Origin of the sequence: Actinoplanes sp. NPDC049316, assembly GCF_040677315.1 — a bacterium.
Classification (GTDB): Bacteria; Actinomycetota; Actinomycetes; order Mycobacteriales; family Micromonosporaceae; genus Actinoplanes.
The window spans coordinates 12,918-35,987 of record NZ_JBFAQM010000034.1; the positions used below are offsets into that span (position 1 = coordinate 12,918).

At 72.0% G+C, this 23,070-nt stretch carries 16 protein-coding genes; 14 read left to right on the top strand and 2 right to left on the bottom strand.

Annotation, left to right across the window (positions count from 1 at the left end; translation table 11 throughout):
- From AB0K03_RS34855 to AB0K03_RS34870, 4 genes are read left to right on the top strand one after another with little or no spacing between them, the layout of a single operon-like run.
- Complete coding sequence (locus AB0K03_RS34855; RefSeq protein WP_364694204.1) at positions 1–1,455, top strand: SagB family peptide dehydrogenase; 1,455 nt, start codon at positions 1–3, stop codon at positions 1,453–1,455.
- Complete coding sequence (locus tag AB0K03_RS34860) at positions 1,452–2,258, top strand: HlyD family efflux transporter periplasmic adaptor subunit (RefSeq protein WP_364694207.1); 807 nt, start codon at positions 1,452–1,454, stop codon at positions 2,256–2,258. Before AB0K03_RS34855 ends, AB0K03_RS34860 begins: the two co-directional genes overlap by 4 nt.
- Complete coding sequence (locus tag AB0K03_RS34865; protein ID WP_364694210.1) at positions 2,255–4,417, top strand: NHLP family bacteriocin export ABC transporter peptidase/permease/ATPase subunit; 2,163 nt, start codon at positions 2,255–2,257, stop codon at positions 4,415–4,417. Before AB0K03_RS34860 ends, AB0K03_RS34865 begins: the two co-directional genes overlap by 4 nt.
- 13 nt (positions 4,418–4,430) lie before the next feature.
- Positions 4,431–7,409: an ATP-binding cassette domain-containing protein gene (locus AB0K03_RS34870; RefSeq protein WP_364694213.1), complete on the top strand. Its 2,979-nt coding sequence runs from the start codon at positions 4,431–4,433 to the stop codon at positions 7,407–7,409.
- Positions 7,410–7,454: 45 nt separating this feature from the next.
- Here AB0K03_RS34870 and AB0K03_RS34875 read toward each other — a convergent pair whose 3' ends face one another.
- Positions 7,455–8,177, bottom strand: coding sequence for a MerR family transcriptional regulator (locus AB0K03_RS34875; protein ID WP_364694216.1), 723 nt, complete (start codon positions 8,175–8,177; stop codon positions 7,455–7,457).
- Positions 8,178–8,449: 272 nt separating this feature from the next.
- Between AB0K03_RS34875 and AB0K03_RS34880 the strand changes: the two genes are divergently transcribed.
- From AB0K03_RS34880 to AB0K03_RS34910, 7 genes are all read left to right on the top strand, one after another.
- Positions 8,450–8,812, top strand: a complete 363-nt coding sequence (locus AB0K03_RS34880; protein ID WP_364694219.1) for a hypothetical protein — start codon at positions 8,450–8,452, stop codon at positions 8,810–8,812.
- A gap of 149 nt (positions 8,813–8,961) precedes the next feature.
- The gene (locus AB0K03_RS34885; protein ID WP_364694222.1) at positions 8,962–9,330 is read left to right on the top strand and encodes a hypothetical protein; all 369 of its coding nucleotides are present in this window, start codon (positions 8,962–8,964) and stop codon (positions 9,328–9,330) included.
- 64 nt (positions 9,331–9,394) lie between these two features.
- Complete coding sequence (locus AB0K03_RS34890) at positions 9,395–10,534, top strand: YcaO-like family protein (RefSeq protein WP_364694225.1); 1,140 nt, start codon at positions 9,395–9,397, stop codon at positions 10,532–10,534.
- A complete protein-coding gene (locus AB0K03_RS34895) occupies positions 10,531–11,829 on the top strand; it encodes a TfuA-like protein (protein WP_364694228.1) in 1,299 nt (432 codons plus the stop codon). Before AB0K03_RS34890 ends, AB0K03_RS34895 begins: the two co-directional genes overlap by 4 nt.
- Positions 11,826–14,000, top strand: coding sequence for a radical SAM protein (locus tag AB0K03_RS34900; RefSeq protein WP_364694230.1), 2,175 nt, complete (start codon positions 11,826–11,828; stop codon positions 13,998–14,000). Before AB0K03_RS34895 ends, AB0K03_RS34900 begins: the two co-directional genes overlap by 4 nt.
- A gap of 96 nt (positions 14,001–14,096) precedes the next feature.
- Positions 14,097–15,374, top strand: coding sequence for an MFS transporter (locus tag AB0K03_RS34905; RefSeq protein ID WP_364694233.1), 1,278 nt, complete (start codon positions 14,097–14,099; stop codon positions 15,372–15,374).
- A gap of 14 nt (positions 15,375–15,388) precedes the next feature.
- Positions 15,389–18,430, top strand: coding sequence for an AAA family ATPase (locus tag AB0K03_RS34910; RefSeq protein ID WP_364694235.1), 3,042 nt, complete (start codon positions 15,389–15,391; stop codon positions 18,428–18,430).
- Here AB0K03_RS34910 and fadD11 read toward each other — a convergent pair.
- Positions 18,421–20,313, bottom strand: coding sequence for a fatty acid--CoA ligase FadD11 (gene fadD11, locus AB0K03_RS34915; RefSeq protein ID WP_364694238.1), 1,893 nt, complete (start codon positions 20,311–20,313; stop codon positions 18,421–18,423). The genes AB0K03_RS34910 and fadD11 overlap by 10 nt on opposite strands.
- A gap of 307 nt (positions 20,314–20,620) precedes the next feature.
- On the opposite strand from fadD11, the gene AB0K03_RS34920 reads away from it, so the two are divergent.
- The 3 genes from AB0K03_RS34920 to AB0K03_RS34930 all read left to right on the top strand — a co-directional run bounded on the left by AB0K03_RS34920 (position 20,621) and on the right by AB0K03_RS34930 (position 23,043).
- Positions 20,621–21,136, top strand: a complete 516-nt coding sequence (locus tag AB0K03_RS34920; protein WP_364694241.1) for a sigma-70 family RNA polymerase sigma factor — start codon at positions 20,621–20,623, stop codon at positions 21,134–21,136.
- 69 nt (positions 21,137–21,205) lie between these two features.
- On the top strand, positions 21,206–22,690 hold the full coding sequence (locus AB0K03_RS34925) for a hypothetical protein (RefSeq protein WP_364694243.1): 1,485 nt from the start codon (positions 21,206–21,208) through the stop codon (positions 22,688–22,690).
- A 59-nt stretch (positions 22,691–22,749) separates the two neighbouring features.
- The gene (locus tag AB0K03_RS34930) at positions 22,750–23,043 is read left to right on the top strand and encodes a WXG100 family type VII secretion target (RefSeq protein WP_364694245.1); all 294 of its coding nucleotides are present in this window, start codon (positions 22,750–22,752) and stop codon (positions 23,041–23,043) included.
- Positions 23,044–23,070: the final 27 nt, after the last annotated feature.

Genomic DNA, 23,070 nt, shown 5'->3' on the forward strand with positions numbered 1-23,070 from the left:
ATGGTGCTCGCGCAGGTACCCGTACACCGGCAGGCCGGCCTGTCCGAGGCGCTCCGGCTGCGCCGGGACGCGGTTCTCACCACGTCCGACGGCGGCGTGCTGACCCTGCGGCAGAGCCGTTTCGAGCTGACGATGAGCAGACCGGGCGTCGGGCGCCGGGCGTTGCTGCTGCGCCTGGCCGACACCTGGGTGAGCCACCTCGACGCCAACCGGCTCGTCTCGGAGATCGAGGGCGAGGCGCAGATCATGGCGGCGCAGGTGCTGTTGCGCCGGCTCGTCCTCACCTGCTGGCTGGACCGCCGGTTGGGGTTGCCCGGCCGGCCGCTGCTGGAGGTGTTGCCGACGGGCCTCGGCCGCTGGGGCGCGCAGCCGGATCGCCGGCACGAGCCGGGCTGCGGCTACCGGCTGTCGAGGTTCGTGGCCATCCGCGCCGACGACGGCCGGATGGTGGCCCAGACACCGTTGTCCACGGTCACCGTCGGCGTGCCCGACCGCCGGGTGCTGGGTGCCCTGCTCGACGCGGTCGGGGAGGACGGGTGCGACAGCGCGGCGTTCGGTGCCGCCGCGGGCGTCGACGAGGTGGTCGCCGGCCGGCTGCTCGACGAACTGCTGAGCGCCGGAGTGGTCGCGGCCGTCGCCGACCAGCGCGCCGAGACGACGCAACCGCCGCAGGCGCTGTGGTCGGCCGAGGACCTGAGCCTGCACGGCCGGTCCCGGGCCGGCCGGCACGCCCTGCCGATCGGCGGCACCTACCGCTTCGCCGGGAGCTTCCCGGCGGAGCGGCTGCACGCCACGTTTCCCGGCCGGCCGGTGGTGCCGCTCCCGGTCCCGGACAGCGCCCGGATCGCCGCCACCTCACCGTCGTTCGCGTCGGTCCTGGCGCAGCGCCGCACGATCCGCGAGCACGACCAGGACCACCCGATCAGCCTCGACCAGCTCGCCGAGTTCCTGTACCGGGTGCAGCACACCACCGACGTACGGGAGGTCGACGGACACGAGGTCGGCCGCCGGCCGTACCCGGGCGGCGGGGGCATGTGCGAGCTGGAGCTGTATGCCATGGTCACCCACTGCGCCGGGCTGGCCGGTGGGCTCTACCACTACGACAGTGTGGAGCACCGGCTCGAACTGCTCGCTACCCCCGAGACCAGCTCCGACCGGTTGCTGGCCTACGCCAGCGCCGCCGCGTCCATCCCGCGGCCGCCGCAGGTGCTGCTGGTGGTGACCGCCCGGATCCGCCGGCTGATGTGGAAGTACGAAGGGCTCGGCTACGCGCTGATCCTCAAGAACGCCGGCCTGCTGACCGAGCTGATGTACCTGGTCGCGGCGTCGATGGGGCTGGCGCCCTGCGCCCTGGGTGCGGGTGACTCCGCCGCCTTCGCCGCACTGTCCGGACTGGATCCGCTGGTCGAGCCGAGCGTCGCCGACTTCCTGCTGGGATCGAGGGCCGCCGCATGATGTTCCGCCGGCAGGCGCTGCGCCGGCTCGAGGCACCCGAGGAACTCGACGACGTGGTGCGGCTGGCGACGGTGCCCGGCTGGCTGCTGACCGTCGCGCTGCTCGTCGCCGTCGGCACGGCCGGCGCCTGGGCGGTGTGGGGGACCGTCGACCGCACGATCCGCGCGGCCGGGGTCCTGGTGCACTCCAACGGCGTCTCCGGCGTCGACGCCACGTTCAGCGGCCAGATCGTCAAGGTGTGGACGTCGGCGAACGTCCGAATCACCAAGGGCACACCGGTCTACAGCGCCCGGCGCGCGAACGGCACCGTCGAGACGGTCGGTGCCCCGTGGGACGCGTACGTGGTCGGCATGGCCGTCAGCGAGGGCCGGCTCGTGCAGCCGGGCACCCGGATCGCCGAGATGGAACGCCTGGACACTCCGGGGGACGCGCTGCAGGCGGTCGTCTTCTTCCCCGCCAGCTCGGCGCCGCTGCTGCGGCCCGGCAACACGGTCGCCGTCACCGCGCCCGCCGCCCCGTCGACCGTCTTCGGCACGATGGTCGGCGAGGTCACCGAGGTGGGCGCGTTCCCGGAGACCCCGGAGTCACTGCGGGCCTTCCTCGGCAGCGGCCCCGACGTGCCGGGCCTGCTCGCCGGCGGCAGCGTCGTGCGGGTGGTGGTCCCGCTGCACACCGATCCCGCGTCGCCGAGCGGCCTGCGCTGGACGAAGGCCTCACCGCCGTTCCAACTCAACTCCACGAGCCAGATAACCGCCGTGTTCACGATCGCCCGGGAACACCCGATCACCTGGTTGCTCGGATGAGCGCCGGGGCGGCGACCGGGGTGCGCCCCACCACCCGGCGCGTCCGTACGCCGACCGTGATCCAGATGGAGGCCGTGGAGTGCGGGGCGGCGTCGCTGGGCATCGTCCTGGCTCACTTCGGCCGGCACGTACCGCTCGAGGAACTGCGCCAGACCTGCGGGGTCAGCCGCGACGGCTCGACCGCGGTGAGCGTCCTCAAGGCCGCCCGCACGTACGGCCTGGAGGCCAAGGGCTTCCAGATGGACGTCGGGGCCCTGGCCAGAACCGACCTGCCGGTCATCCTGTTCTGGCGCTTCGCGCATTTCCTGGTGCTGGAGGGCTTCGGGCGCCGGGTGCATCTCAACGACCCGGCCACCGGTCCGCGCTCCACGAGCTGGGAGGACTTCGACGGCTCGTACACCGGGGTGGCCCTCACCCTGCGGCCCGGCCCGGACTTCCGGCGCGGCGGAACCCGGTACAGCGTGATCCGGGCTCTCCGGGCACGGTGGCGCAACCTGGGCTCGATCGTGCCGCAGACCGTCCTGCTGGGCCTCGTCATCGCGCTGGTCGGTCTCACGACACCGGTGCTGACGGCGGTGTTCGTCGACCGGGTGCTGCTCGGCAACGGTCACGGCGCGTTGAGCGGGCTCGTGGCCGCGATGGCCGTCGCCGTCGTCCTGACGTTGCTGGCCGGCCTGCTGCAGCAACGGCTGCTCGTGCGCGCCGAGGGCGCGGTCGCCCTCGGCAGCGCCGCGCGGTTCATGCGGCACCTGCTGAGACTCCCGCTGTCCTTCTTCGACCAGCGCCAGGCCGCCGATCTGACCAACCGGGTACGCAGCAACGACACCGTCGCGGCGCTGTTCACCCGCCGAGTCGCCACCACCGCCGTCGACCTGCTGCTGCTCGTGACGTACGGCCTGCTGCTGTGCCGCTACGACGTGGTCCTCGGCCTGTGCGCGGTCGCCTTCTCCGCGGCCAACATGGCGGTGCTGCGGTACGTCTCCGCCCAGCGCACCAGCGCCGTCGCGGGCATGGCCGCCGACCGGGGCAAACTGTTCGGCACCGTCTACACGACCATCCAGATGATCGAGTCGATCAAGGCGGCCGGCGAGGAGCAGAAGGGCTTCCAGCGCTTCGCGTCGCGCGCCGCCGCGGTCATCGCGGGGCAGCAGAAGCTGGGCGTGCCGACCGCCGCGCTCGCCGTCGTGCCGGCGGTGATCGCGGCGCTGAACACGGCCGTCATGCTCAGCGTGGGTAGTTACCGGGTGCTAGCCGGCACCCTGTCCGTCGGCATCCTGCTGGCGATGCAGGGCCTGGTCACGATGATGAACCGGCCGGTCAGCAGCCTCACCGCGCTCGGCTCGCAGTTACAGGACATGAGCGCCGACCTGAGCAGGCTGCGGGACGTGGAGAACTACCCGGCGCCCGCATCGGTCCCGCCGCGGCGCGAGTTCACGCCCCTGGAAGGGCACCTGCGCATCCGCGAGCTGACCTTCGGCTACAACCCGTTGGCCAAACCGCTGATCGAACGCTTCGAGCTGGACGTGCCGCCCGGCGCCCGGGTCGCGCTCGTCGGCGGCTCAGGCAGCGGCAAGTCCACCGTCGGACGGCTCGTAGCGGGCCTCTACCGGCCGTGGTCGGGCCAGATCACCGTCGACGGCCGGCTGCGCGAGGAGATCGACCCGGACCTGTGGGCCGCGACGGTCGCCCTGGTCGACCAGGACCAGCTGCTGTTCGAGGGTACGGTCCGCGACAACGTCACGCTGTGGGACCCCACGGTCGCCGACGACGCCGTGATCGAGGCGCTGACCGACGCCGGCCTGTACGACGAGGTGGCCTGCCGGCCCGGCGGTCTGGCGGCGCGGGTGGCGGAGGGCGGCAAGAACTTCTCCGGCGGCCAGCGCCAGCGCCTGGAGATCGCCCGCGCCCTGGTCCGGGGGCCGAGCGTGCTGATCCTGGACGAGGCCACCAGCGCGCTGGACGCGGAGACCGAGCGGCTCATCGACCACAACCTGCGCCGGCGCGGGGCGACCTGCCTCGTGGTGGCGCATCGGCTGTCCACCATCCGCGACGCCGACCTGATCGTCGTGCTGGACCGCGGCGGCGAGGTCGAGCGTGGCAGCCATGAGGACCTGATGGCGGCCGGCGGCCGCTATGCGGGACTCGTCCGTGACCAGTGAGGGGGATCGGGGCGTGTTGGACGGCGACTGGGATCGGCTCTTCGGCCACGGCGAACCGGAGCCGGACCGCGTGGTGGCGCTCGGCGGCTCGCATCCCGCCTATCTGGTCGACGGGCCCGCCGACCTCTTCGCGATACGAGCCACGGACACCGGAGTGCCGTCCCGGCGGCATTTCGTGGCCCGGCTGCCGCGCCGTAGCTTCGTGCCGGGCGGCGCGCGTACCGGTGGGTGGCGGTTGATCCTCGTGCCCCTGCCCGGCACCGCCGTGCGGCATCTGACCGCGGAGAGGCTCGCGCTCGCCGAGTGTTCGGCGGCGGATCCGGCCACCGTCGCCGCCGCCCGGGCCCTGGCCGCCGCCGTCGACGCCATGCTGCTGGCCGTCGCCGACGCCGTCCGCGACGGGCAGGCGCCGCGCGGCGCCGCCACTCTGCAGCCGGGGGACTCCGCCGTGCTGGCCGCGGGGGATGTGCTGACCGGCAACACCGACGTCCGATGGGTACGCCCAGCCGGCGGCTGCCTGGTCCACAACGGCGGCGCCGGGGGCGTCATCGCCGACGGTGAGCTCGCCCCGCTCGCCGGCCGGGACTGGGTCGTCGCCGACGGCGAGTGCTCGGTGGCCGACAGCTCCACGTGGCAGCTGATCACCGCCGGTGAGCTGCGCACCGCCCTCGACGCTCACGTACGCCGGCTGGTCGCGGTCGTCGAGGACCGGGTCGAACGTCTCGCCGTCCGGTTCGTCAGCGGCCTCGGGGAACGCAAACGGGTCAATGCGGCCGTCCTGCGCGGCGCGGCCCGCACGGCGCTGCGGGCGGTCGGCGGGGGTGCGAGCGTGCCCGACGACGATCAGGAGTACCGCTTCGCCCGCTACCGGCGTGCGGCCGACATCCTGGAGGTCGTGACCGAGGACGCGCCCGGTGTCGCCGTCGTCGAGCCCGCCGACCGCCGCCGCCCACCGGACGACGACCGGCAGGCCGTCGAGGCGGTCGCGCGCAGCTCCGCGTTGCACGTGCGTCCGGTGAAACTGCCGAAACAGTGGTGGCGTCATGACCTCGGCCCGCTCATCGGCTGGCGGGACCGGTCCGCCGTCGCCCTGCGGTTCACCGGCGGGCGCTACCACGAGGTCGATCCCCAGGTCCGCACGGCGGTCCCGGTCACCGACCCGGAGGCCTTCGAGCCGTCCGCGGACCAGGTCCAGGCGCCGCTTCCGCGCCGCACGTCCATGCGCGACGCGCTGCGCCTCGGCCTGGGCGGTGGTGGCCGCGACCTGCGGGCCCTGCTCGCCGTGGGATTCGTCGTCGCCGCGCTCGGCCTGGCCACCCCGATCGGCGTCGGCCGGGCGCTGGCGTCGGTCAGCGCGACCGGACAGGTCCGGGGCGTGCTCGTGGTGGCCACCCTGCTGGTCGCCACCGCACTGGTCGCCGGTCTGGTGGGGGTCGCCCAGGGCCTGCGGCTGCTGCGGCTCGAAGGCCGCGCCGAGATCGGCACCCAGCTGGTGCTCTGGGACCGGCTGATGCGGCTGCCGGTCCGGTTCTTCCGCTCGACCAGCAGCGGGGAACTCGCGAACGCGGTGCTGGGCATCTCGTTCATCCGCCAAGCGCTCTCCGGCCTGCTCGCCCAAGCGGTCACGGCGTCGCTGACCCTGCTCGCCGAGTTGACCTTCATCTTCTGGGTCAGCGTCCCGCTCGGCCTGGCCTGCCTGGCCGTGGTCGCGATCGCGGTGCTGCTCGTGGGCGTGTTCGGCAGCCTGGTCGTGCGGCGCCAGCGCCGGGCGCTGCCCGCCGAGCACCAGGCGGCCGCCCTGACCAATCAGCTGCTCGCGGGCATCGCGAAGATCAAGCTCGCCCGCGCCGAGGACAGGGCCTTCAGCCGGTGGATGCGCAGCCAGGCGGCGGCCCGCTCGGACCTGCACCGGGTACGCGATGTGCAGAGCGTTCTGGTCGCTGTGGCCACTGTGTTGCCACTCGCCGGACAGCTCGCTTTGTTCGCGATGCTCGCAGGCCCACTTGCCGGGCAGATCCCTGCGGAGCGGTTCTATTCCGTCAATGTCGCCTACACGCTGCTGCTCGGCGCCGTGCTGGTCCTCGTCGCCGGAAGCGTCGAGATGCTCGCCGCCCTGCCCCGTCTGGAGGTGCTCGCACCGGTGCTCGGCGCCGACCCGGAACGGCTGCCCGACCGGGTCGACCCGGGCGAGCTGCGCGGCGAGATCCACCTCAACGACGTGACGTTCGCCTACCAGCCGGACGAACCGCCGGTGCTCACCGGCGTCTCGCTGCGGGTGCGCCCGGGGGAGTTCGTCGCCGTGGTCGGCCCGAGCGGCTGCGGTAAGTCCACCATGCTGCGGCTCCTGCTGGGCTTCGACCGGCCCACCTCGGGCGCGGTGCTCTACGACGGGCAGGATCTCGCGGAACTCGACCTGCAGGCGGTCCGGCGCCAGTGCGGGGTGGTGCTGCAGGACGGCATGCTCTTCGCCGGCAGCGTGCGCGAGAACATCGCCGGCGCGGGCACCTACCCGCTGGAACGGCTCTGGGAGGCGGCCCGGATGGCCGGACTGGACGGCGACATCGCCGGCTTCCCGATGGGCATGGGCACCAACGTGCCGTTCGGTGGCGGCACGTTGTCCGTCGGCCAGCGCCAGCGCGTGCTGATCGCACGGGCGCTGGTGGACCGCCCCCGGATGCTGTTCTTCGACGAGGCCACGAGTGCGCTGGACAACCGTACGCAGGAGATCGTCACCAGGAGCACCCGGGCGCTGGCCGCGTCCCGCATCGTCATCGCGCATCGCCTCTCGACGGTGATGAACGCCGACCGCATCGTGGTGATGGACGCCGGGACGGTGGTGCAGGAGGGCACCTATGCGGAGCTCATGGCCGAGCGCGACGGCCTGTTCCATCGCCTCGCCCGCCGGCAGCTGCTCGTGGCCCCGGAGCACACGCCGGACGGCGGTCAGGTCACGCCGGCCGGCGCCGACGCCGCCGAACGGCTGATCCGATGAACCCGGGCGCGATCGCGGGCCCCGCCGGCTGCCGGTGCGATCCGGTCATCCGATGTCGATGGTGGCGCTGCCGGTGAGCCGGATCTGGCCGTCGGCGGCGGAGTCGGCGATCAGCTCCGGCATCGCGATCGGGCCGAAGTTCTCCAGCGCCACCCGGAACGCCTCGGTGAGCAGCCCGATCATGCCGTTGGTCAGGGCGTTGGACTTCACGTCGAGGTCGTCCCAGGTGGACAGTGCCCCGACCCGCAGGGCGGGGGTGGCGTTGACGATGCGCTGACCGGTGGAGCGCACGAGCTCCTCGGCGATCAGCCGCAGCCGGTCCAGCACCTCCGACAGCACCTGCAACGACGGCACGGCGTGGACGCCGGCTTGGTGCAGGCCCTGCACGGAGCGCATCAGCCGGGCCCGGACCATCTCGACGCTGCCGTCCTCCCCGCGCACCAGCACGCCGTGCCCGGCCAGGGCGTGCACGAGGCCGGGGTGGTCGCGGCCGAGGCGCTGCAGCATCTGCTCCAGCGCCTCGCCGGCGGGCTCGGGGCTGCGCACGCCGAGGATCGCCTCGATGGCCACCAGGTTGTAGCCCTGCCGCTGCAGGGACTTGATGGCCTCGAGCCGCCGGACGTGGCTCTCGTCGTAGTACGCGGTGCGGCCCCGGCGGATCGGTGCGCCGAGCAGCGAGCGGGTCTGGTGGGCGCGGATGTTGCGAGGCGACATGCCGACCTTCGCGGCCAGCTCGTCCACCGTGTAGCCCGGACTCTCAGCCGCCATACACCCTTCCCCTTCCGTGTTCGAATGCATGCTCAGCGTAGTTACGGGCGTGGGGTGGCAGCATCCGTCGAATCGTCCAGGAAAAGTCTGGCAGGGTCGGCTATGGCGAAAGCGGGCTCGGACTCGCTACAGTGACCGCCTTCTATGGCGAGGTCGATTGCACCGATCCGCCCGATCCGCCGGCCGTGGTCTGCGCAGCTCGATAGAACCCGGCTCCCGGCGCCTTTCTCCGGGGCACGATGTGGCTTTCCGAGTCCCCTGAGGAGGAAGCCATGAATCCCGGAGACCGAGCGGTGTTCATCGCCGCGTACGGGCGGCTCGTGGTCGAGGTCTGGTCCGACCCGGCGCGCGAGGCCCTGCTCGAACGCGACCCCCGGCGACTGCTCGCCGAGTACGGCATCACCGTGCCCGAGGGCGTTCCCGTCCGCGTGCGCCGGGACGCCGGTGCGGCCGAACCCGACCTGGAAACGCAGGTGGAGGCCTGGCGGCACGCCTCGGACCTCGGTGAGCTCGTGCTGTTCGTGCCGAACCTGGAGGCCGAGGGCGAGGCCGAGATCGACGAGCGCGAACTCGAGAACGTCGTCGCCGGCCTGGAACCCGGCACGGCCTGCTGCTGTCCCTGCTGCTGCACCTGACGCGGCCCGTCGATTGCATCCGACGGTGTCATCCGGCAGGCGGCGAAAGCCGATGACGGCCGATCCTTCTGCCATTCCGGTACGACGCACGTCAATCCTCGTAGCGTCCTGACCAGCAGCACCGACCGCCATTGTGGAAAGAGAGCCCGATGACCGACATCGAACACACCGAGTTCACCCGCAAATACGTCGACCTGCTGGTCACGGTCTGGCGCGACGACGACGAGCAGCGCCGCCTGCTCGCCGACCCGACCGGCTACGCGACCGCCGCGGGACTGCCCGTCGCCCCCGGTGACGTCGTCGTCCTCGACCGTAGCGAGCTCGAGCATCTGCCCACCCGGGCGGACGTCATGAGCAGCTGGAACGAGAGCGCCACCACCCACGTGCTGGTCGTGCCGGCCACGCCGTTGATCGACACGGCGGAGCTGAGCGAGGCCGAGCTGGACCTCGCCGCCGCCCAGGCGGACAACAACACCAACACCAACATCTCGCTCTGCCTGTTCGCCGAGACGGCCTGAACACCCTCGGCGGGCCGCCGCGGCGGCGGCCCGCCGGGCACCACCGCAGAAAGGGGCCGGCGCCATGACCGTGGTCCGCGGCATCAACACCTATCGCAGCACCACCGCCGAACAGACGTGGGAGCGGATCCGGCCGCTGCTGCCGGCCGTCGGCATCACCCGGGTCGCGGACCTCACCGGCCTCGACGACATCGGCCTCGCCTGCCACGCCGCGTACCGCCCGGTCAGCCGCACGCTCACGGTGAGCCTCGGTATCGGGCTCACCCCGGCTCCGTCGCGGGTCAGCGCGGTCATGGAGGGCGCGGAGGCCTGGCACGCGGAGAACCCGGTTCTGCCGGTCATCGCCCGGTGCGCCGCCGCCGACCTCGACCTGCCCTACTCCGTACGCGACCTGCAACTCGCCCTGCGCTCCCCGTTGACCGACCACACGAGGCTCGACTGGGTCGCCGGCCGCGGCCTGCTGACCGGCCGGACCGTGCCCGTACCGCTGGCCACCGTCCGCCTCGACTTCCACGCCCGCCGCGACTGGGCCCGGGTGCTTTTCCGGCCCACCAGCAACGGCCTCGCCGCCGGCAACACCCTCGCCGAAGCCACTTTGCACGGGCTGCAGGAACTCATCGAGCGGGAGTGCATCACCGAACACACCGAGACCCCGCCGGCCGACCGGCGCTACGTCGACCCGGCGCAGGCCACCCTCGGCAGCACCGTCGCCATCGTCGGCGCCCTGCGCGAGGCCGGCTGCTGGACCGAGGTCTGCGACGTCACCAACGACCTCGGGGTCGCCTGCTACGGCGCCACGGTCTGGTCGCCCACCCTGCCACTGATCTTCGGCGGTTTCGGCTGCCACGTCGAACCGGAGATCGCCGTCGGCCGTGCGCTCGCCGAGGCCGTGCAATCGCGGATGGCAGCCGTCTCGGGTGCCCGCGACGACATCCACCCTCAGGTGTACGAGCAGGCCGACCCGCTCGCCCGGCCACCCGTACCCGTCGAACGCGAGATGCGACCCCTCCGCGCGGCCCCGGACCTGCCCGACAGCATCGGCGACGTCATCACCGACTACGCCACCCGGGTGCTGCGGCGTACCGGGATCGAGCCGTTCGCCGTCGACCTCACGCACGCCGAGCTCGGCCTGCCCGTCTGCAAGGTGTACGCCCCCCGCCTGCGCATGTTCCACGACTCGAAGGTGACGAGGCCGGGCCGATGACCGACTACGTGTTCGTGGGGCCGACGCTGAACCGCTCCACTGTCGAGGACCTGCTGCCCGGTGCGGTGGTCCGCCCGCCCGTCGCGCACGGGGACCTGCTGGGTCTGCCCATCGCCGGCGGTGACCGCGTGTTCCTCGTCGACGGGCTCTTCATGCAGGCCGCCCCGGTGCGCCACCGCGAGATCCTCGCCCTGCTCGGGCGCGGCGTCACCGTGGCCGGCAGCAGCAGCATGGGAGCGCTGCGGGCGGCCGAGCTGTGGCGGTTCGGGATGCGCGGCGTCGGGGAGGTCTACCGGCTCTACGCCGAGGGCGTCATCGACGGCGACGACGAGGTCGCCATGGCCTACGGCCCCGCCGAGGAGGGATACCGCGCCCTGAGTGAGCCGTTGGTGAACATCCGCCTCGCGCTGCGCGACGCCTGCGCGGCCGGGGTCATCGACCAGGCCTCGGAGCGGAACCTGCTGGCCAGGGTCCGCGCTCTGCCGTTCGCCCGGCGCGGCTACCGCGTCCTGCGCGACCACCCGCACCTGCTCGCGTGGCTCGCCGAGAATCCCCGGAACGCCAAGGACGCCGACGCCCGGCTCCTGCTGTCCGGCGCCGCCGCGCTCACCCCGCCCGGCCCGTCCGACGACCCGGCCGTTCACGTGGACTCGAGCTTCTACGTGACGTGGCAGGTCCGCAACCGGCGCCGGGGAACGGTCAGCGAGCACGACCTGATCACGGTCCTGATGCTGACCCACCCGGACTACCCCGCCCTGCACCGGCGCGACACCCTGGCGGCGCTCGCCGGGTGCGCGCCGGACGACCCGGAGGTGGAGCGGCTCGCCCTCGCGGCGGCCCGCGAGCACGGCCCGCTCGGCGCCGCCTGGTCGCCCGAGCCCGGACTCGACGCCGACGAACGTCTGCTGCGGGTGCTGTCCCGCAGCTTCGGCACGGTCGGCGACCAGGCTGTCGCGCGTCACCTGCTGCCGACCGCGCTCGACACGGCGGACACGCTGCACGTGGCCGGCGCCTTCGTCGCCGACGCCGAACTCGTCAACGCCGGCCTGCCGCGCCCCGACCCGCACGTGCCGCAGACCCGGCGCCGGTTCTCCGACGAGCGCATCGACGCCACGTACGCCCGGCTCTGGGGCGTGCCGCCGGCCGACCTCGAACCGGCGGTGTGGGACCGCGGGCTGCGCAGCCTCGAGGAGTTCCGGGTCGTCGCCGAGCCGTACGTGGCGGGCCTGCGGATGTTCGGTGCGCCCCGGTTCCCGGCCCTGCCCGCCCGCCCCGCGAGAACGGAGTCTCGATGACCAAGGCAGCCCTGCTCTACCCGCCGATCACCGATCCCACCTCCGGCTACCACAGCCTGTCCTACATCGACTCGTACGCGCGGGCGCAGGGCCACCCGGCCGCCGACCTCATCGACGTCAACATCGAGGCGTTCCACCACTCCTTCTCCGAGGCGGGACTGGCGTGGCTCGACCAGGAGCTCGCGGCGCCGCGCGACCACCTCGGCCACGGTGCTTACCGGCTCGACAAGGACGTCGTCTCCGCTCACCTGCTGCGCGTCGGCACGCCCGACCCGCAACGGACCCGCGCCGCCGTCGCCACCCTCCAGGATCCCGAGCGCTTCTACGACTACGGTCAGTACCAGCAAGCGGTCGACAGCATCGTCGCCTGGATGAACTGCCTCGCCACCACGGGCTTCCCCGGCCAGTTCCGCGACGGCTTCCACCTCGAGGCGCCGCCGCCGCTCGCGGTCGGCTCCGTGCGTGCGCTCACCGACCTCGCCCTGCTCGAACGGCTCAACCGGCCGTACCAGTCCTACTACGAGACCGTCCTGCTGCCGCGCCTGGCCCGCGGCGGGTACGACGTCATCGGCATCAACATCACGTACCAGTGGCAGTTGCCGTTCGCGTTGTGGCTGGCGCATCTCGTGCGTACCCGAATGCCCGACGTCTTCCTCGTCGCGGGCGGCACCGAGGTCTCGGACGTCTGGAAGGTCGCCGCCGAGCGGCGCATGGTCTTCCAGGTCTTCGACGACCTCGACGCGATCGTGGTGGGGGAGGGCGAGACCGCATACGTCGAACTGCTCGAGGCGATCGACGCGGGGCGCGTGCCGGTCGGCCACCCCAACATCCGGCTGCACCCCAAGTACGGTGCGATGCGCCCGCTGCCCCTGCTGCACTACGAGAAGCTGGCCACCGTGCCGACGCCCGACTTCAGTGGGCTGCCCTGGGATCTGTACCTCAGCCCGGAACGGTTCGTCTACTACTCACCCAGCCGTGGCTGTTACTGGAACAAGTGCACGTTCTGCGACTACGGCCTCAACACCGACGGGCCGACCAGCCCGTGGCGGCAGGACACCGTCGACACGATGATCCGCGATGTCACCGAGCTGTCGACGTTCGCCACGTTCATCTATTTCTCGGTGGACGTGCTCGCCCCCGCGACGATCCTGCGCTTCGCCGAGCAGGTCGTCGAGCGCGGCATCGACCTGCGCTGGGGAGCCGAGATCCGGCTGGAGAAATACTGGTCGGACGAGCGCTGTGCGCTGCTCAAGCGCAGCGGGTGCACCGCCATCTCGGTCGGCTTCGAGTCGGCCAACCAGCGGGTGCTCGACCTCATCGACAAGGGCACCCGGCCGGCGCAGGTGAAGCAGACCATCACGGCGATGACGAACGCGGGCATCGGCGTACAGATGATGGGTTTCACCGGCTTTCCGACCGAGACCCGGGAGGAGGCGCTCGACAGCATCGACTTCCTGCTCGACAACCGCGACCTCTGGACCTTCGGTGGGCTGGGCGACTTCGTGCTCACCCCGGGCGCGATCGTGGCGAAGCAACCCGACCGCTTCGGCATCAGCAACCTGCGCCGGCCGCCCGGCGGCGACGTCGCGCCGTTCCTGCTCTACGACGAACCGATCACCGAGGCCGCGCACGAGGAGGTCGGCGAGGCCAAGAAACGGCTCAACCGCGGCCACTACGACCGGCCCTGGCTGGGCGCGGTGGACACCCCGCACACGTTCTTCTACCACGACCGCTTCGGCACCGCGGTACGCGACAACCTGGACCGCGACCGGGACCTGCACGACGACGAGGACGGCGCGTTCGTCGTCAACGGCGAGTTCATCGCCACGCCGGACCCGGCGGTGCTCAGCCGCTACTGCGACCTGTACGGCGTCCCGCGCCAGGACTTCCCGTCCGGCCGGCTCACGTTCCGTCGCGACGACGGCCGGATCTTCCTGCTCCCGGCCGCCACCCGGCTGCTCCTGAAGCTCTTCGCGCAACCGGCGACCCTCACCGAGGCCCGCAGCCACGCGTGGATCCTCGGCACGGCGGACACCGGCCGCACCTGGCAGATCCTGGTACGCCTGCGCCTGATCCGCCGCCACGTTGCCGTCCCGGACGACCCGGCCGCGGAGGGCCCCGTCCCGGACGGCCGCATGCCGGAGCCGCTGGCCTGTCCGGCTCCCGCCTGAGCGGCGGTACGCCCGCCGTCTCGGCCTTTGCACCCTCTGTAGCATCGCGGCCAGCGATTCATCGGAACGCTCTGATCGATCCGGCCCGGAGACCTCGTGACAGACGCCCACCCCGCTCGCCAGGACGTCCCCGTCGACGGTGAACCGACGCCGGGGACGCCCGTGGGCCGGCTGCTCGCGTTGCTCTTCCCCGCCGTGACCGCGATGTACGCGCTGTTCAACGGCATCTCGACGATCATCCTGCCGGCCCAGGTCGAGGCGGCGGACCCGGCGTCGAAGGTCGGCAACCTCGCCCTGCTCACCACCCTCGCCGCCGTCGCGACGATGATCGCGATTCCCGCCGGTGGCGCGATCTCCGACCGCGGCCGTTCCCGCTACGGGCGGCGGACGCCGTGGATCGCCGGGGCCGCGGCTGTGTCGGCGGTCGCGAGCATCCTGATGGGGGCAGCCGACAGCCTGCCGGCGCTGATCGTGACCATGGTTCTGCTGTGGCTCGCGACGAACTTCTACTCCGGCGCGCTGACGGCGATCCTGCCCGATCGCGTTCCCCGTGACCGCCGTGGCCTGGCGTCGGCGGTGATCGGGCTGGGCACCCCGGTCGGTGTGGTCCTCGGCGTGCAGGTGGCCGGCCGGACGGAGCGGTCGACGGCGTACGCCGTCCTCGCCGCGGTCTTGCTGGTGACCACCGTTGTGCTCCTGCTCGGCGCCCGGGAGGGTTCGGCGCGCGATCTGCCTGCCGGGGTGCGGGAGAGGCGGAGCTGGAGGACGTCGGTGCAGGCCTTCTTCGCCGCGTTCGGCACCCGTGACTTCCAGCTGGCCTTCGCCAGCCGGTTCATGCTCTTCGCGTCCTACTACGTGGTCAGCGGCTACCTCTTCTACGCGGTGCAGGACTACATCGGCGCGGGGAATGTGCCCGGCGGCGACGTCGCGGCGGCGGTGAGCACGATGCTGACGCTGAGCGTCGGGGTGTGGGTGGTGGTGGCCGGTCTCGCCGGATGGATCGCCGACAAGGCCGATCGTCGCAAGCTGTTCGTCGGTGTGAGCGCTCTGGGCGTCGCGGCGTCGATGGTGATCCCGCTCGCGGTGCCCACGTGGACCGGCATGCTGATCTTTTCGGCGTGTCTGGGCGCCTCGATCGGCACCTACTTCGCCATTGACCTGGCGGTCATGTCCCTGGTCCTGCCCGACGCCGGCAGTGCGGGCCGCGACCTCGGCATTCTGCAGGTGGCCACCGGGCTGCCCCAGGTGCTCGCCGGAGTGGTCGCTGCCGCGCTGATCACATGGTTCGGTGGCTATCCGTCGCTGTTCGTGTTCGGTGCCGTGTGCGCGGTGGTGGCGGGCCTGCTGATGCTCCGTATCCGCGGCATCCGGTGAGTATCATCCGAGCCGTGGCCGGGGACTCGTACCGTTTTCATGGTTTCGAGCTCGACCCGGCTCGCTACGAACTGCGTTCCGCGGGAGAGCGGATCCCGGTGGAACCCCGCGTGTTCGACGTCCTGCACTACCTGATCACGCATCGCGACCGGGTGGTCTCCAAGGAGGAGCTCCTCGACTCGGTGTGGGGCGACCGCTTCGTGACCGAGGCGGCGGTCACCACGGTGCTGCGGGCGGCGCGCACCGCCATCGGTGACACCGGCAGGGAACAGTCGCTGATCCGCACCGTCCACCGACGCGGCTACCAGTTCATCGGGACGGTGGCGCAGACGGCGGCCGCAGCCGCTCCGCAGCCGGCGCAGGGCGGTGCGCTGCCTCCTCGGCTGGCGGTCTCCTCGGGCCTGGCGTTCGCGGGCCGGGAGCGGGAGCGCACCGTGCTCGCGGACCTGTGGAAGGAGGCAGCCGCCGCGGGACAGCGCCGGGTGGTGCTGCTCAGCGGAGAAGCCGGAATCGGCAAGACGACGCTGTGCTCGGTGTTCGCGGCGGCGGCGCGGCACGAGGCGACGGTGCTGTATGGACGTTGTGACGAGGAGCTGTCGATCCCGTACCAGCCCTGGCGGGAGGTCCTGCAGAGCCTCATCGACGAGGCCCCCGAGGTCGTGGCCGGCCAGCACGAGGTGCTCGCTGCGCTGCTGGGTGGTGCGGGTGCGGTGGACCTGGAATCGGATTCCGCGCGGTTCGCCCTCTACAGCGCGGTCGTCACCGTGTTCGAGGCCGTGTCCCGGTCCGGCCGCCCGGCGCTCGTCGTGCTCGACGACCTGCATTGGGCCGACGTGCAGACGCTCGCTCTGCTGCGCCATGTCCTCGAGCGGGCGCTGACGACGCCGATGCTGGTGATCGCGACCTTCCGGGACACCGACATCGACGCCGCCCACCCGCTGGGCGCCCTGTTGGGGGCGGTCCATCGCGAACCGGGCGCCGTCCGCCTGGCGCTGCGCGGTCTCGACGACAGCGAGATGCTCGGCCTGCTGGAGGTGGTCGCCGGCCAGCAGATGGACCATGCCGGGCTCGAACTGCGGGACCTGCTGCGGGCCGAGACGGAAGGCAACCCGTTCTTCGTCACCGAGATCCTGCGCCACCTCACCGAAACCGGAGCCATCAGCCGGCGCGACGACGGCCGCTGGAGGGCTCCCGTACAGCTGCGGTCCCAGGGGCTGCCGGTCAGCGTTCGGGAGGTCGTGCGCCGCCGCGTCCAGCGGCTCGGTCCGCAGACCCGCCGAGCCCTCGACACCGCGTCCGTGATCGGCCGGGACTTCGAGCTCGACCTGCTGTCCGAACTGCTCGGCGAAGACCCCCTGCGGACGTTCGGCCACCTCGCCCCGGCCGTGGACAACGCGCTGCTCACCGACACGGCGGGGCGGTTCGCGTTCAACCACGCCATCGTCGCCCACACCCTGTACGCGGAGCTGAGCCCCACCGTGCGGGCCTTCGGCCACCAGGCGATCGCGATAGCGCTCGAAGGACGCGGCGACAACGGGGGTGAACGCGCCGGCGAGATAGCGCACCACTGGATCCACGCCCTGACGCCGTACAACCGGGTCAAGGCAGCCGCATACGCCCAGCGGGCCGGCGACTACGCGCTGACCCACCTGGCACCCGATGACGCGGTCACGTGGTACCGCCAGGCCCTCGCCCTGCTCCCCGCCGGCCCCACGACACAGCGGTGCGAGGTTCTCGTCGGCCTCGGGACCGCCCAGCGCCAGACCGGCGAACCCGCACACCGCGAAACCCTGCTGGAAGCCGGTCGTCTCGCCGTCGACCTCCACCACGACGACCTCCTGGTCCGGGCAGCGCTCAACAACAACCGCGGCGAGGTCAGCCGGTTCGGCGCGATCGACCGCGAACGGGTCCACATCCTCCGGCAGGCCATAGCGGTCCGCCCCGCCGGAGCCGACGGCGCTCTCCTGCAGGCGATTCTGGCCATCGAGCTCGACGGCGGGCCCAAAGAGCAGATCGAGGAGGCGGCCTCTCGGGCGCAGCTGCTCGCCCAGCAGGCCGGTGACGACCGGATCACCGCCCACGTCGCCCGGTTGGCCGAGAGCGCGCTGCGGACGCCGGACGCGCTCGAACGCCGTGAGCAGTTGCTGCACGAGGGCATCGCGGCCGCCGAACGCACGGGTGACGCCCGGTTGCGGGGCATGCTGTCGATGTCGCACCACGAGATCGCCCTCGAACGCGGCGACCGCGACGCCATGGACCGGGAGAAACGCATCCGGGACTCGTTCGCCGAGCTGAGCCCGGAACCCTATGCCCGCTGGACCAACGCGCAGACGCGGTCGATGCACTTCTTCCTCGACGGTGACCTGGACGGCGCCGAGGCGGCCGCCCATGCCGCGTTCGAGCTCGGCATGGCCTCGGGGCAGCCGGAGGCATTTCTCGGCTACGCCGGTCAGGTCTTCCAGATCCGCCGCGCTCAGGACCGCCTCGCCGAGGTGGCCGAGTCCCTCGGCCGGGTCCTCGAGGAGAATCCCGGGCTGCAGGTCTTCCGGGCCGGCCTCGCCTATGCCTGGTGCGAGCTCGGCCGCGAGGCCGACGCCCGGGCCCTCGCCGATTCCCTCGACGTCGCACCCGGTGGCGCGCCCCAGTTCTGGTCGACGACGCTGATGCTGTGGGCCGAGGTCTGTCACGCGCTCGCCCTATCCGAGCACGCCGCCCGGCTCGTGCCGACCCTCGACAGATGGCGGGGTCTGGTCGCCAGCACCGGTGCGACGACGGAGGGCTCGGTTGCGTACGGGCTCGGTCGTGCCTTCGCCACCCAGGGCCGCCTCGACGAGGCGACCGCTGCCTTCGAACTGGCTCTCGCCGTGAACCGCCGACTCCGGGCGCCGCTGTTCGTCGCCCGTACCCAGCTCGCCCACGCCGAGGTGCTCGCCCAGACCGAGCCGGGCCGGGCGCGCGCTCTTGCCACGGATGCGGCGGTGACCGCAGACCAGGCGCATTCGGCCCTGGTGAAGCGGCACGCCGGGCACCTGCTGGACCGGCTTGCTCACACGTGAGCGGAGTGCCGCGCTGCCGGCTCCTGCACGCCGGCGCCGAGGGACTCCGCGTACAGGTTCTCGATCTCCGTCGCGTACTTGCGGGCCACCGGGTTGCGCCGCAGCTTCGAGGTGAGCGTCAGTTCGTCGCCACCCGGTTCCCAGAGTGTCGGCAGGATCGTGAATCGTTTGATCTGCTCGGCGCGGGACAGCCGGGCGTTGCCCTCGGCGAAGCCGCTCCGGATCTCGGCGATGACGCCGGCGTCGGCGGCGAGCTCCGCGACGGAGGCGCCGGGGATGCCGTGCCGGGCGGCGTAGGCCGACGCCGTCTCGGCATCCAGCACGGCCAGGGCGGTGTTGTACGGCCGCCGGTCGCCGATGGTGGCGATTCCGCCGATCAGCGGGCAGGCCGCCTTCATGACGTTCTCGATGTGCGCCGGCGACATGTTCTTGCCGGCCGCGTTGATGATGAGTTCCTTCTTGCGGTCGACGACGGTCAGGTAGCCGTCGCCGTCGGCGGTCATGACGTCGCCGGTGTGCAGCCAGCCGTCCTCGTCGATCGCCTCAGCGGTCTTCGCGGGCTCACCACGGTAGCCCTTCATCACCAGCGGTCCGCGCACCAACAGTTCCCCGTCGGCTGCGAGCCGGCCCTGCATGCCGCGCATCAGCCTGCCCACGGTACCGAGCCGGTGCTCGGACGGCGACGCGAGGCTCGCGACGCAGCTCAGCTCCGACATGCCCCAGACCTCGGCGCTCGGCACCCCCAGCCCGGTGAAGAACGCGAGGACCTCCGGGGGGATCGGCGCCGCACCGGACACCGCCCACCGCAGGCGGTCGAGCCCCAGCTTCGCCCGCAGCGCCGACAGCACCAGCTCGTCGGCCTTGGCGTACGCGTCGGCCATGCCGGCCGGCAGCGGGAATCCGGACAGTGCGGCGTCGGCCTTGCGCGCCGCGACGCCGAGCGCCCATTCCAACCCCTGCCGCCGGGCTGCGTCGGATTCGGTGGCGACGCTCGCCAGCGCGGCCGACCGGAGCTTCTCCCAGACGCGCGGCACGGAGGCCCAGACGACGGGCCGGCAGTCCGCCAGGGCCGCGGCGATCTGGCGGGCGTCGGGTACGACGGTGATCTGCGAGCCTCTCGTCTCGTGCAGGTAGAGCGCCGCCACCCGGTCCGCGATGTGGGCCGACGGCAGGAACGACGTGGCCGGATCGCCGAACTCGACCGGTAACTGGTCATTGAGGGCGGACGTCTCGAACAGCAGGTTCGCGTGGGTCATCTCGACGCCCTTGGGTTCGCCGGTCGTCCCCGAGGTGTAGATCAGGGTCAGCACATCGTCGGGCTGCACGGCCCGCCAGGCCTTCTCGAAGTCGAAGTCGGGAGCACCCAGGCCGGTCAGCTCGGCAAGCGTGATGGCGTCCGTGCCGTCGCCGTCGACGCAGACGAGGTGCTCGACGGGTGCGCCGCAGCGCCGGATGCGGTCGGCGTACTGCTGTTCACACACGACGACTGTGGCCGCGGCGTTGGTGAGCACGTGGCGCAGCTGTTCGGGGGAGGAGCTGTTGTACACCGAGAACGAGGTGGCGCCGAGGTGCTGGGCGGCGACCTCGATCGGGTAGAACTCAAGCCGGTTGGCCATCATCAGGGCCACGGTGTCCCCTCGGCGTACGCCCAGCGCGGACAAGCCCGCGGCCGTCGTGCGTACCTGATCGGCGTAGGCGCGCCAGGTCACGGTCTCGGCGCCGCCGACCGTCCGTCGGGCGACCGCGTCCGGATCGATGGAAGCTGTCCGCTGGAACGCCTCGCAGAAGGTCAGGGGCTGGCCGGTGGCCGGCCGGCGAGCCGCATGGCCGCCGGGTCCGATGGTCACGGTCGGATGCGCGGCGCTGCCATTGAGGGTGTTCATGGGTCCCTGCCGTTTCCTTCGGTCTCGTTCCGGTCGGGGCCGGTGTGCCCGGATCTCGTCGAGCCTCGGCGAACGAGGGCCGTCATCCTTGGCCGGACCGTGCGGGACTTCTGAGGAAACCGTGCGCGCCTCCGAGGCGCGAAGCCCTGTCGGGGCCTGCACAGCGCGGCTTCGCGCTTCCTCAGGCGTTCCTCAGATCTTCCCGAAGTCTCGGCGGCCCGGCCTCGCCACCCTTGAGATCGGGTCCGGCTGGCGGACCCGATCGAGGAAAGGGCCGCCGCGAGTGAGTACGGGCCATCGCACCGCCGTGCAAGCCGGCGCACGGACGAAGCGCGAACACCATGCCTACTCGGAGCTGGTCGCGCGTCACGGTGAACCGGTTCGGGCCTATGCCCGCCGGCTGACCGGTAACCGCAGCACGGCCGACGACGTCGTCCAGGAGACTCTGCTGCGCGCCTGGCGTCACCTTCACTCGCTCACCGACCGGGACGGCTCGGTCCGCAGCTGGCTGCTCACGGTCGCGCACAACGTCGCGGTCGACCAGATGCGCGCCCGGCGCGCCCACCCTGTCGCGGACGAGATGTGGGACAGCCTTCAACGCCCCGTCCCGGACCACGCCGAAACGCTGGCCACCAGCGCCATGCTGCTCCCCGCGCTCCGTCGCCTCACGGCTGAGCACCGGCACGTGCTCTTCGAGCTCTACTACCGGGGCAGCACGGTGACCGAGGCCGCGAAGTCGATCGGTATCCCGCCGGGAACGGTGAAGTCCCGGGCTCACTATGCGGTCCGGAAGCTGCGTGCCGAATTCGCCGCCGCGGCCTGAACCTCGTTCATCTTGTTCGAAAGGACCCATGTGACCAGGCGGCACACGTCCGGATTCCAGATTCTCGGCATGAGCGGCGATCCCACCCCGGGCGACCCGGACTTGATCGACGACCTGGCCCGCGACTACGAGGAGATCCGGGACGACGCCCAGACGGCACTGCGCGTCCTCGGCCGTGGCGGCTCGCTGTCCTCCGCGCGGGGTGACTCCATGACCAAGCTGCGCGACATGCTCGACAGCCTGCCCGGCAAGCTGCAGCGTACGGTCACCTCGTTCGACACCGCTGCGCAGGCGTACCGCACGTACGCCCGGGTCCTGCGCGACCAGCAGACCCGGATCGACACCGCGATGGATCAGGCCGCTGACGTCGGGTCGATCGCGCGGACAGCGGTGCCACGTCCGAGTCCGACCGCCGGACCCGAGGAGGTGGCCTCCGCGCGCAAGCTCGCCGACGATGTCGCCGACGCCCAGGCCGGCCTGGCGGCCGCCCGGCGGCTCGCCGAGGACGCCAGGCGGCTGCGGGCGGCCGCGTCGGACCGCTGTAACCGCGACCTCGACGAGGCGGCGGCGCAGGCCATCAAGCCGCCGCCGAGGCGCAATTTCTTCCAGCGCATCGGAGACTTCTTCCGGAACAACCCGATCGCACGGTTGCTCGTCGACATCTTCATCGCGGTGGTCGGGGTCATCCTCCCCGTCGTCGGCATCGTGCTGGCGGCTGTGTCGCTCGTCGTCACGGCGATCGTCCAGGCCGCGCACGGCACCTTCGAACTCGGCACTCTGCTCGTGGGTCTGGTGTCGCTGGTTCCGGCCGGTGTCTTGTTCGGCTCCACCGTCAAGCTCGCCGGCCGGGTCACCTCCAAGATCACCGTGACCGTGCAGGGCTCCGGCAAGCTGTTCGGCGAGGTGGCCGGCAGCAGCCGACTGATCACGGGGTTCGCCAAGGTGCAGAACACCGCCGCCGGCTTCGCGAGGACCACCACGAAGGAGTTCGCCCGGGGCGTCGCGGAAGAGGTCGTCACGGTCGGCTTGAACAAGGCCGGGAACAAGAACGCCGACGGCTTCAACGCCGCCTCCATCTTCGCCGGCGCCGCTGCCGGCGCCGTGGTCGACGGGGGCATCGACGGCTTCCGCAAGACCGTCTCGGGGTCGGACGTCTCGGTCGACGTGGAGTCCAGGGCGCCCGCGGAGCACGAAGCGGTCGTCGGTGAGAGCCGGTCCCGTGCCGGTGGTCCCACCGCAGACACCGCGAGCGACGCGCCTGCCGCGACAAGCCCGATCGCGGGCGCCGACGACGGACCCGGCATCGAGAAGGTCGAGGTCGACGTCCAGCCCGAGACGCCGTCCGCCGCGGACGACCTCCGCAACCGCGCCGCGGACGCGGCCCAGGAGGCGCTCGCCGGCGGGTCCGCGCAGGCCGCCTCGGCCGCGGTCGAGGGTGAGCAGGACCCGGCCGGCGAGTTCGCCGGCGCCGCCCTCGAGGCCGGTGCCGTGCTCGGCGCCGGCGAGGCGGCCGCCCGGAGATCGACAGGCTTCCCGCAGAAGTTCCGCAGATAGCCCGCACGACAGCGCCGGCTGCCTGCCGGTGTCCACCCGCACGACGAAGGAGAACCACGATGCCCGATTTCGCGGTCAACAGCGACGAGACGGCGCAGACCTCGGCCGCCCTGCTCAACGACTTCTCCCAGCTTCAGGACAAGCTGGTCGAGGTCCGGGGCAAGGTACAGAACCTGCTGGCCCAGGGCTACCGGACCCCGGCCGCGCAGCAGAAGTTCCAGCCGTTCTTCGACGAGTTCGCCCGGGGCTTCGATCAGGTGAACCAGGGGTTGCAGGGGATCGGTAACTACGTGCGATCCGTCGGTGAGGCCTTCTCCTCCACCGACCAGGACCTCGGCGCCCGGCTCGGCTGACCGGCCGCAGGCCCACCCTCGGTCACG

Excerpts from the sequence above, each read along its gene's own strand:
- AB0K03_RS34860 (WP_364694207.1), top strand. The coding sequence starts at position 1,452 with ATGATGTTCCGCCGGCAGGCGCTGCGCCGGCTCGAGGCACCCGAGGAA.
- fadD11 (WP_364694238.1), bottom strand. The coding sequence starts at position 20,313 with ATGAACACCCTCAATGGCAGCGCCGCGCATCCGACCGTGACCATCGGA.
- AB0K03_RS34930 (WP_364694245.1), top strand. The coding sequence starts at position 22,750 with ATGCCCGATTTCGCGGTCAACAGCGACGAGACGGCGCAGACCTCGGCC.
- AB0K03_RS34880 (WP_364694219.1), top strand. The coding sequence starts at position 8,450 with ATGAATCCCGGAGACCGAGCGGTGTTCATCGCCGCGTACGGGCGGCTC.
- AB0K03_RS34875 (WP_364694216.1), bottom strand. The coding sequence starts at position 8,177 with ATGGCGGCTGAGAGTCCGGGCTACACGGTGGACGAGCTGGCCGCGAAG.
- AB0K03_RS34865 (WP_364694210.1), top strand. The coding sequence starts at position 2,255 with ATGAGCGCCGGGGCGGCGACCGGGGTGCGCCCCACCACCCGGCGCGTC.
- AB0K03_RS34855 (WP_364694204.1), top strand. The coding sequence starts at position 1 with ATGGTGCTCGCGCAGGTACCCGTACACCGGCAGGCCGGCCTGTCCGAG.
- AB0K03_RS34900 (WP_364694230.1), top strand. The coding sequence starts at position 11,826 with ATGACCAAGGCAGCCCTGCTCTACCCGCCGATCACCGATCCCACCTCC.
- AB0K03_RS34885 (WP_364694222.1), top strand. The coding sequence starts at position 8,962 with ATGACCGACATCGAACACACCGAGTTCACCCGCAAATACGTCGACCTG.
- AB0K03_RS34925 (WP_364694243.1), top strand. The coding sequence starts at position 21,206 with ATGAGCGGCGATCCCACCCCGGGCGACCCGGACTTGATCGACGACCTG.
- AB0K03_RS34895 (WP_364694228.1), top strand. The coding sequence starts at position 10,531 with ATGACCGACTACGTGTTCGTGGGGCCGACGCTGAACCGCTCCACTGTC.
- AB0K03_RS34890 (WP_364694225.1), top strand. The coding sequence starts at position 9,395 with ATGACCGTGGTCCGCGGCATCAACACCTATCGCAGCACCACCGCCGAA.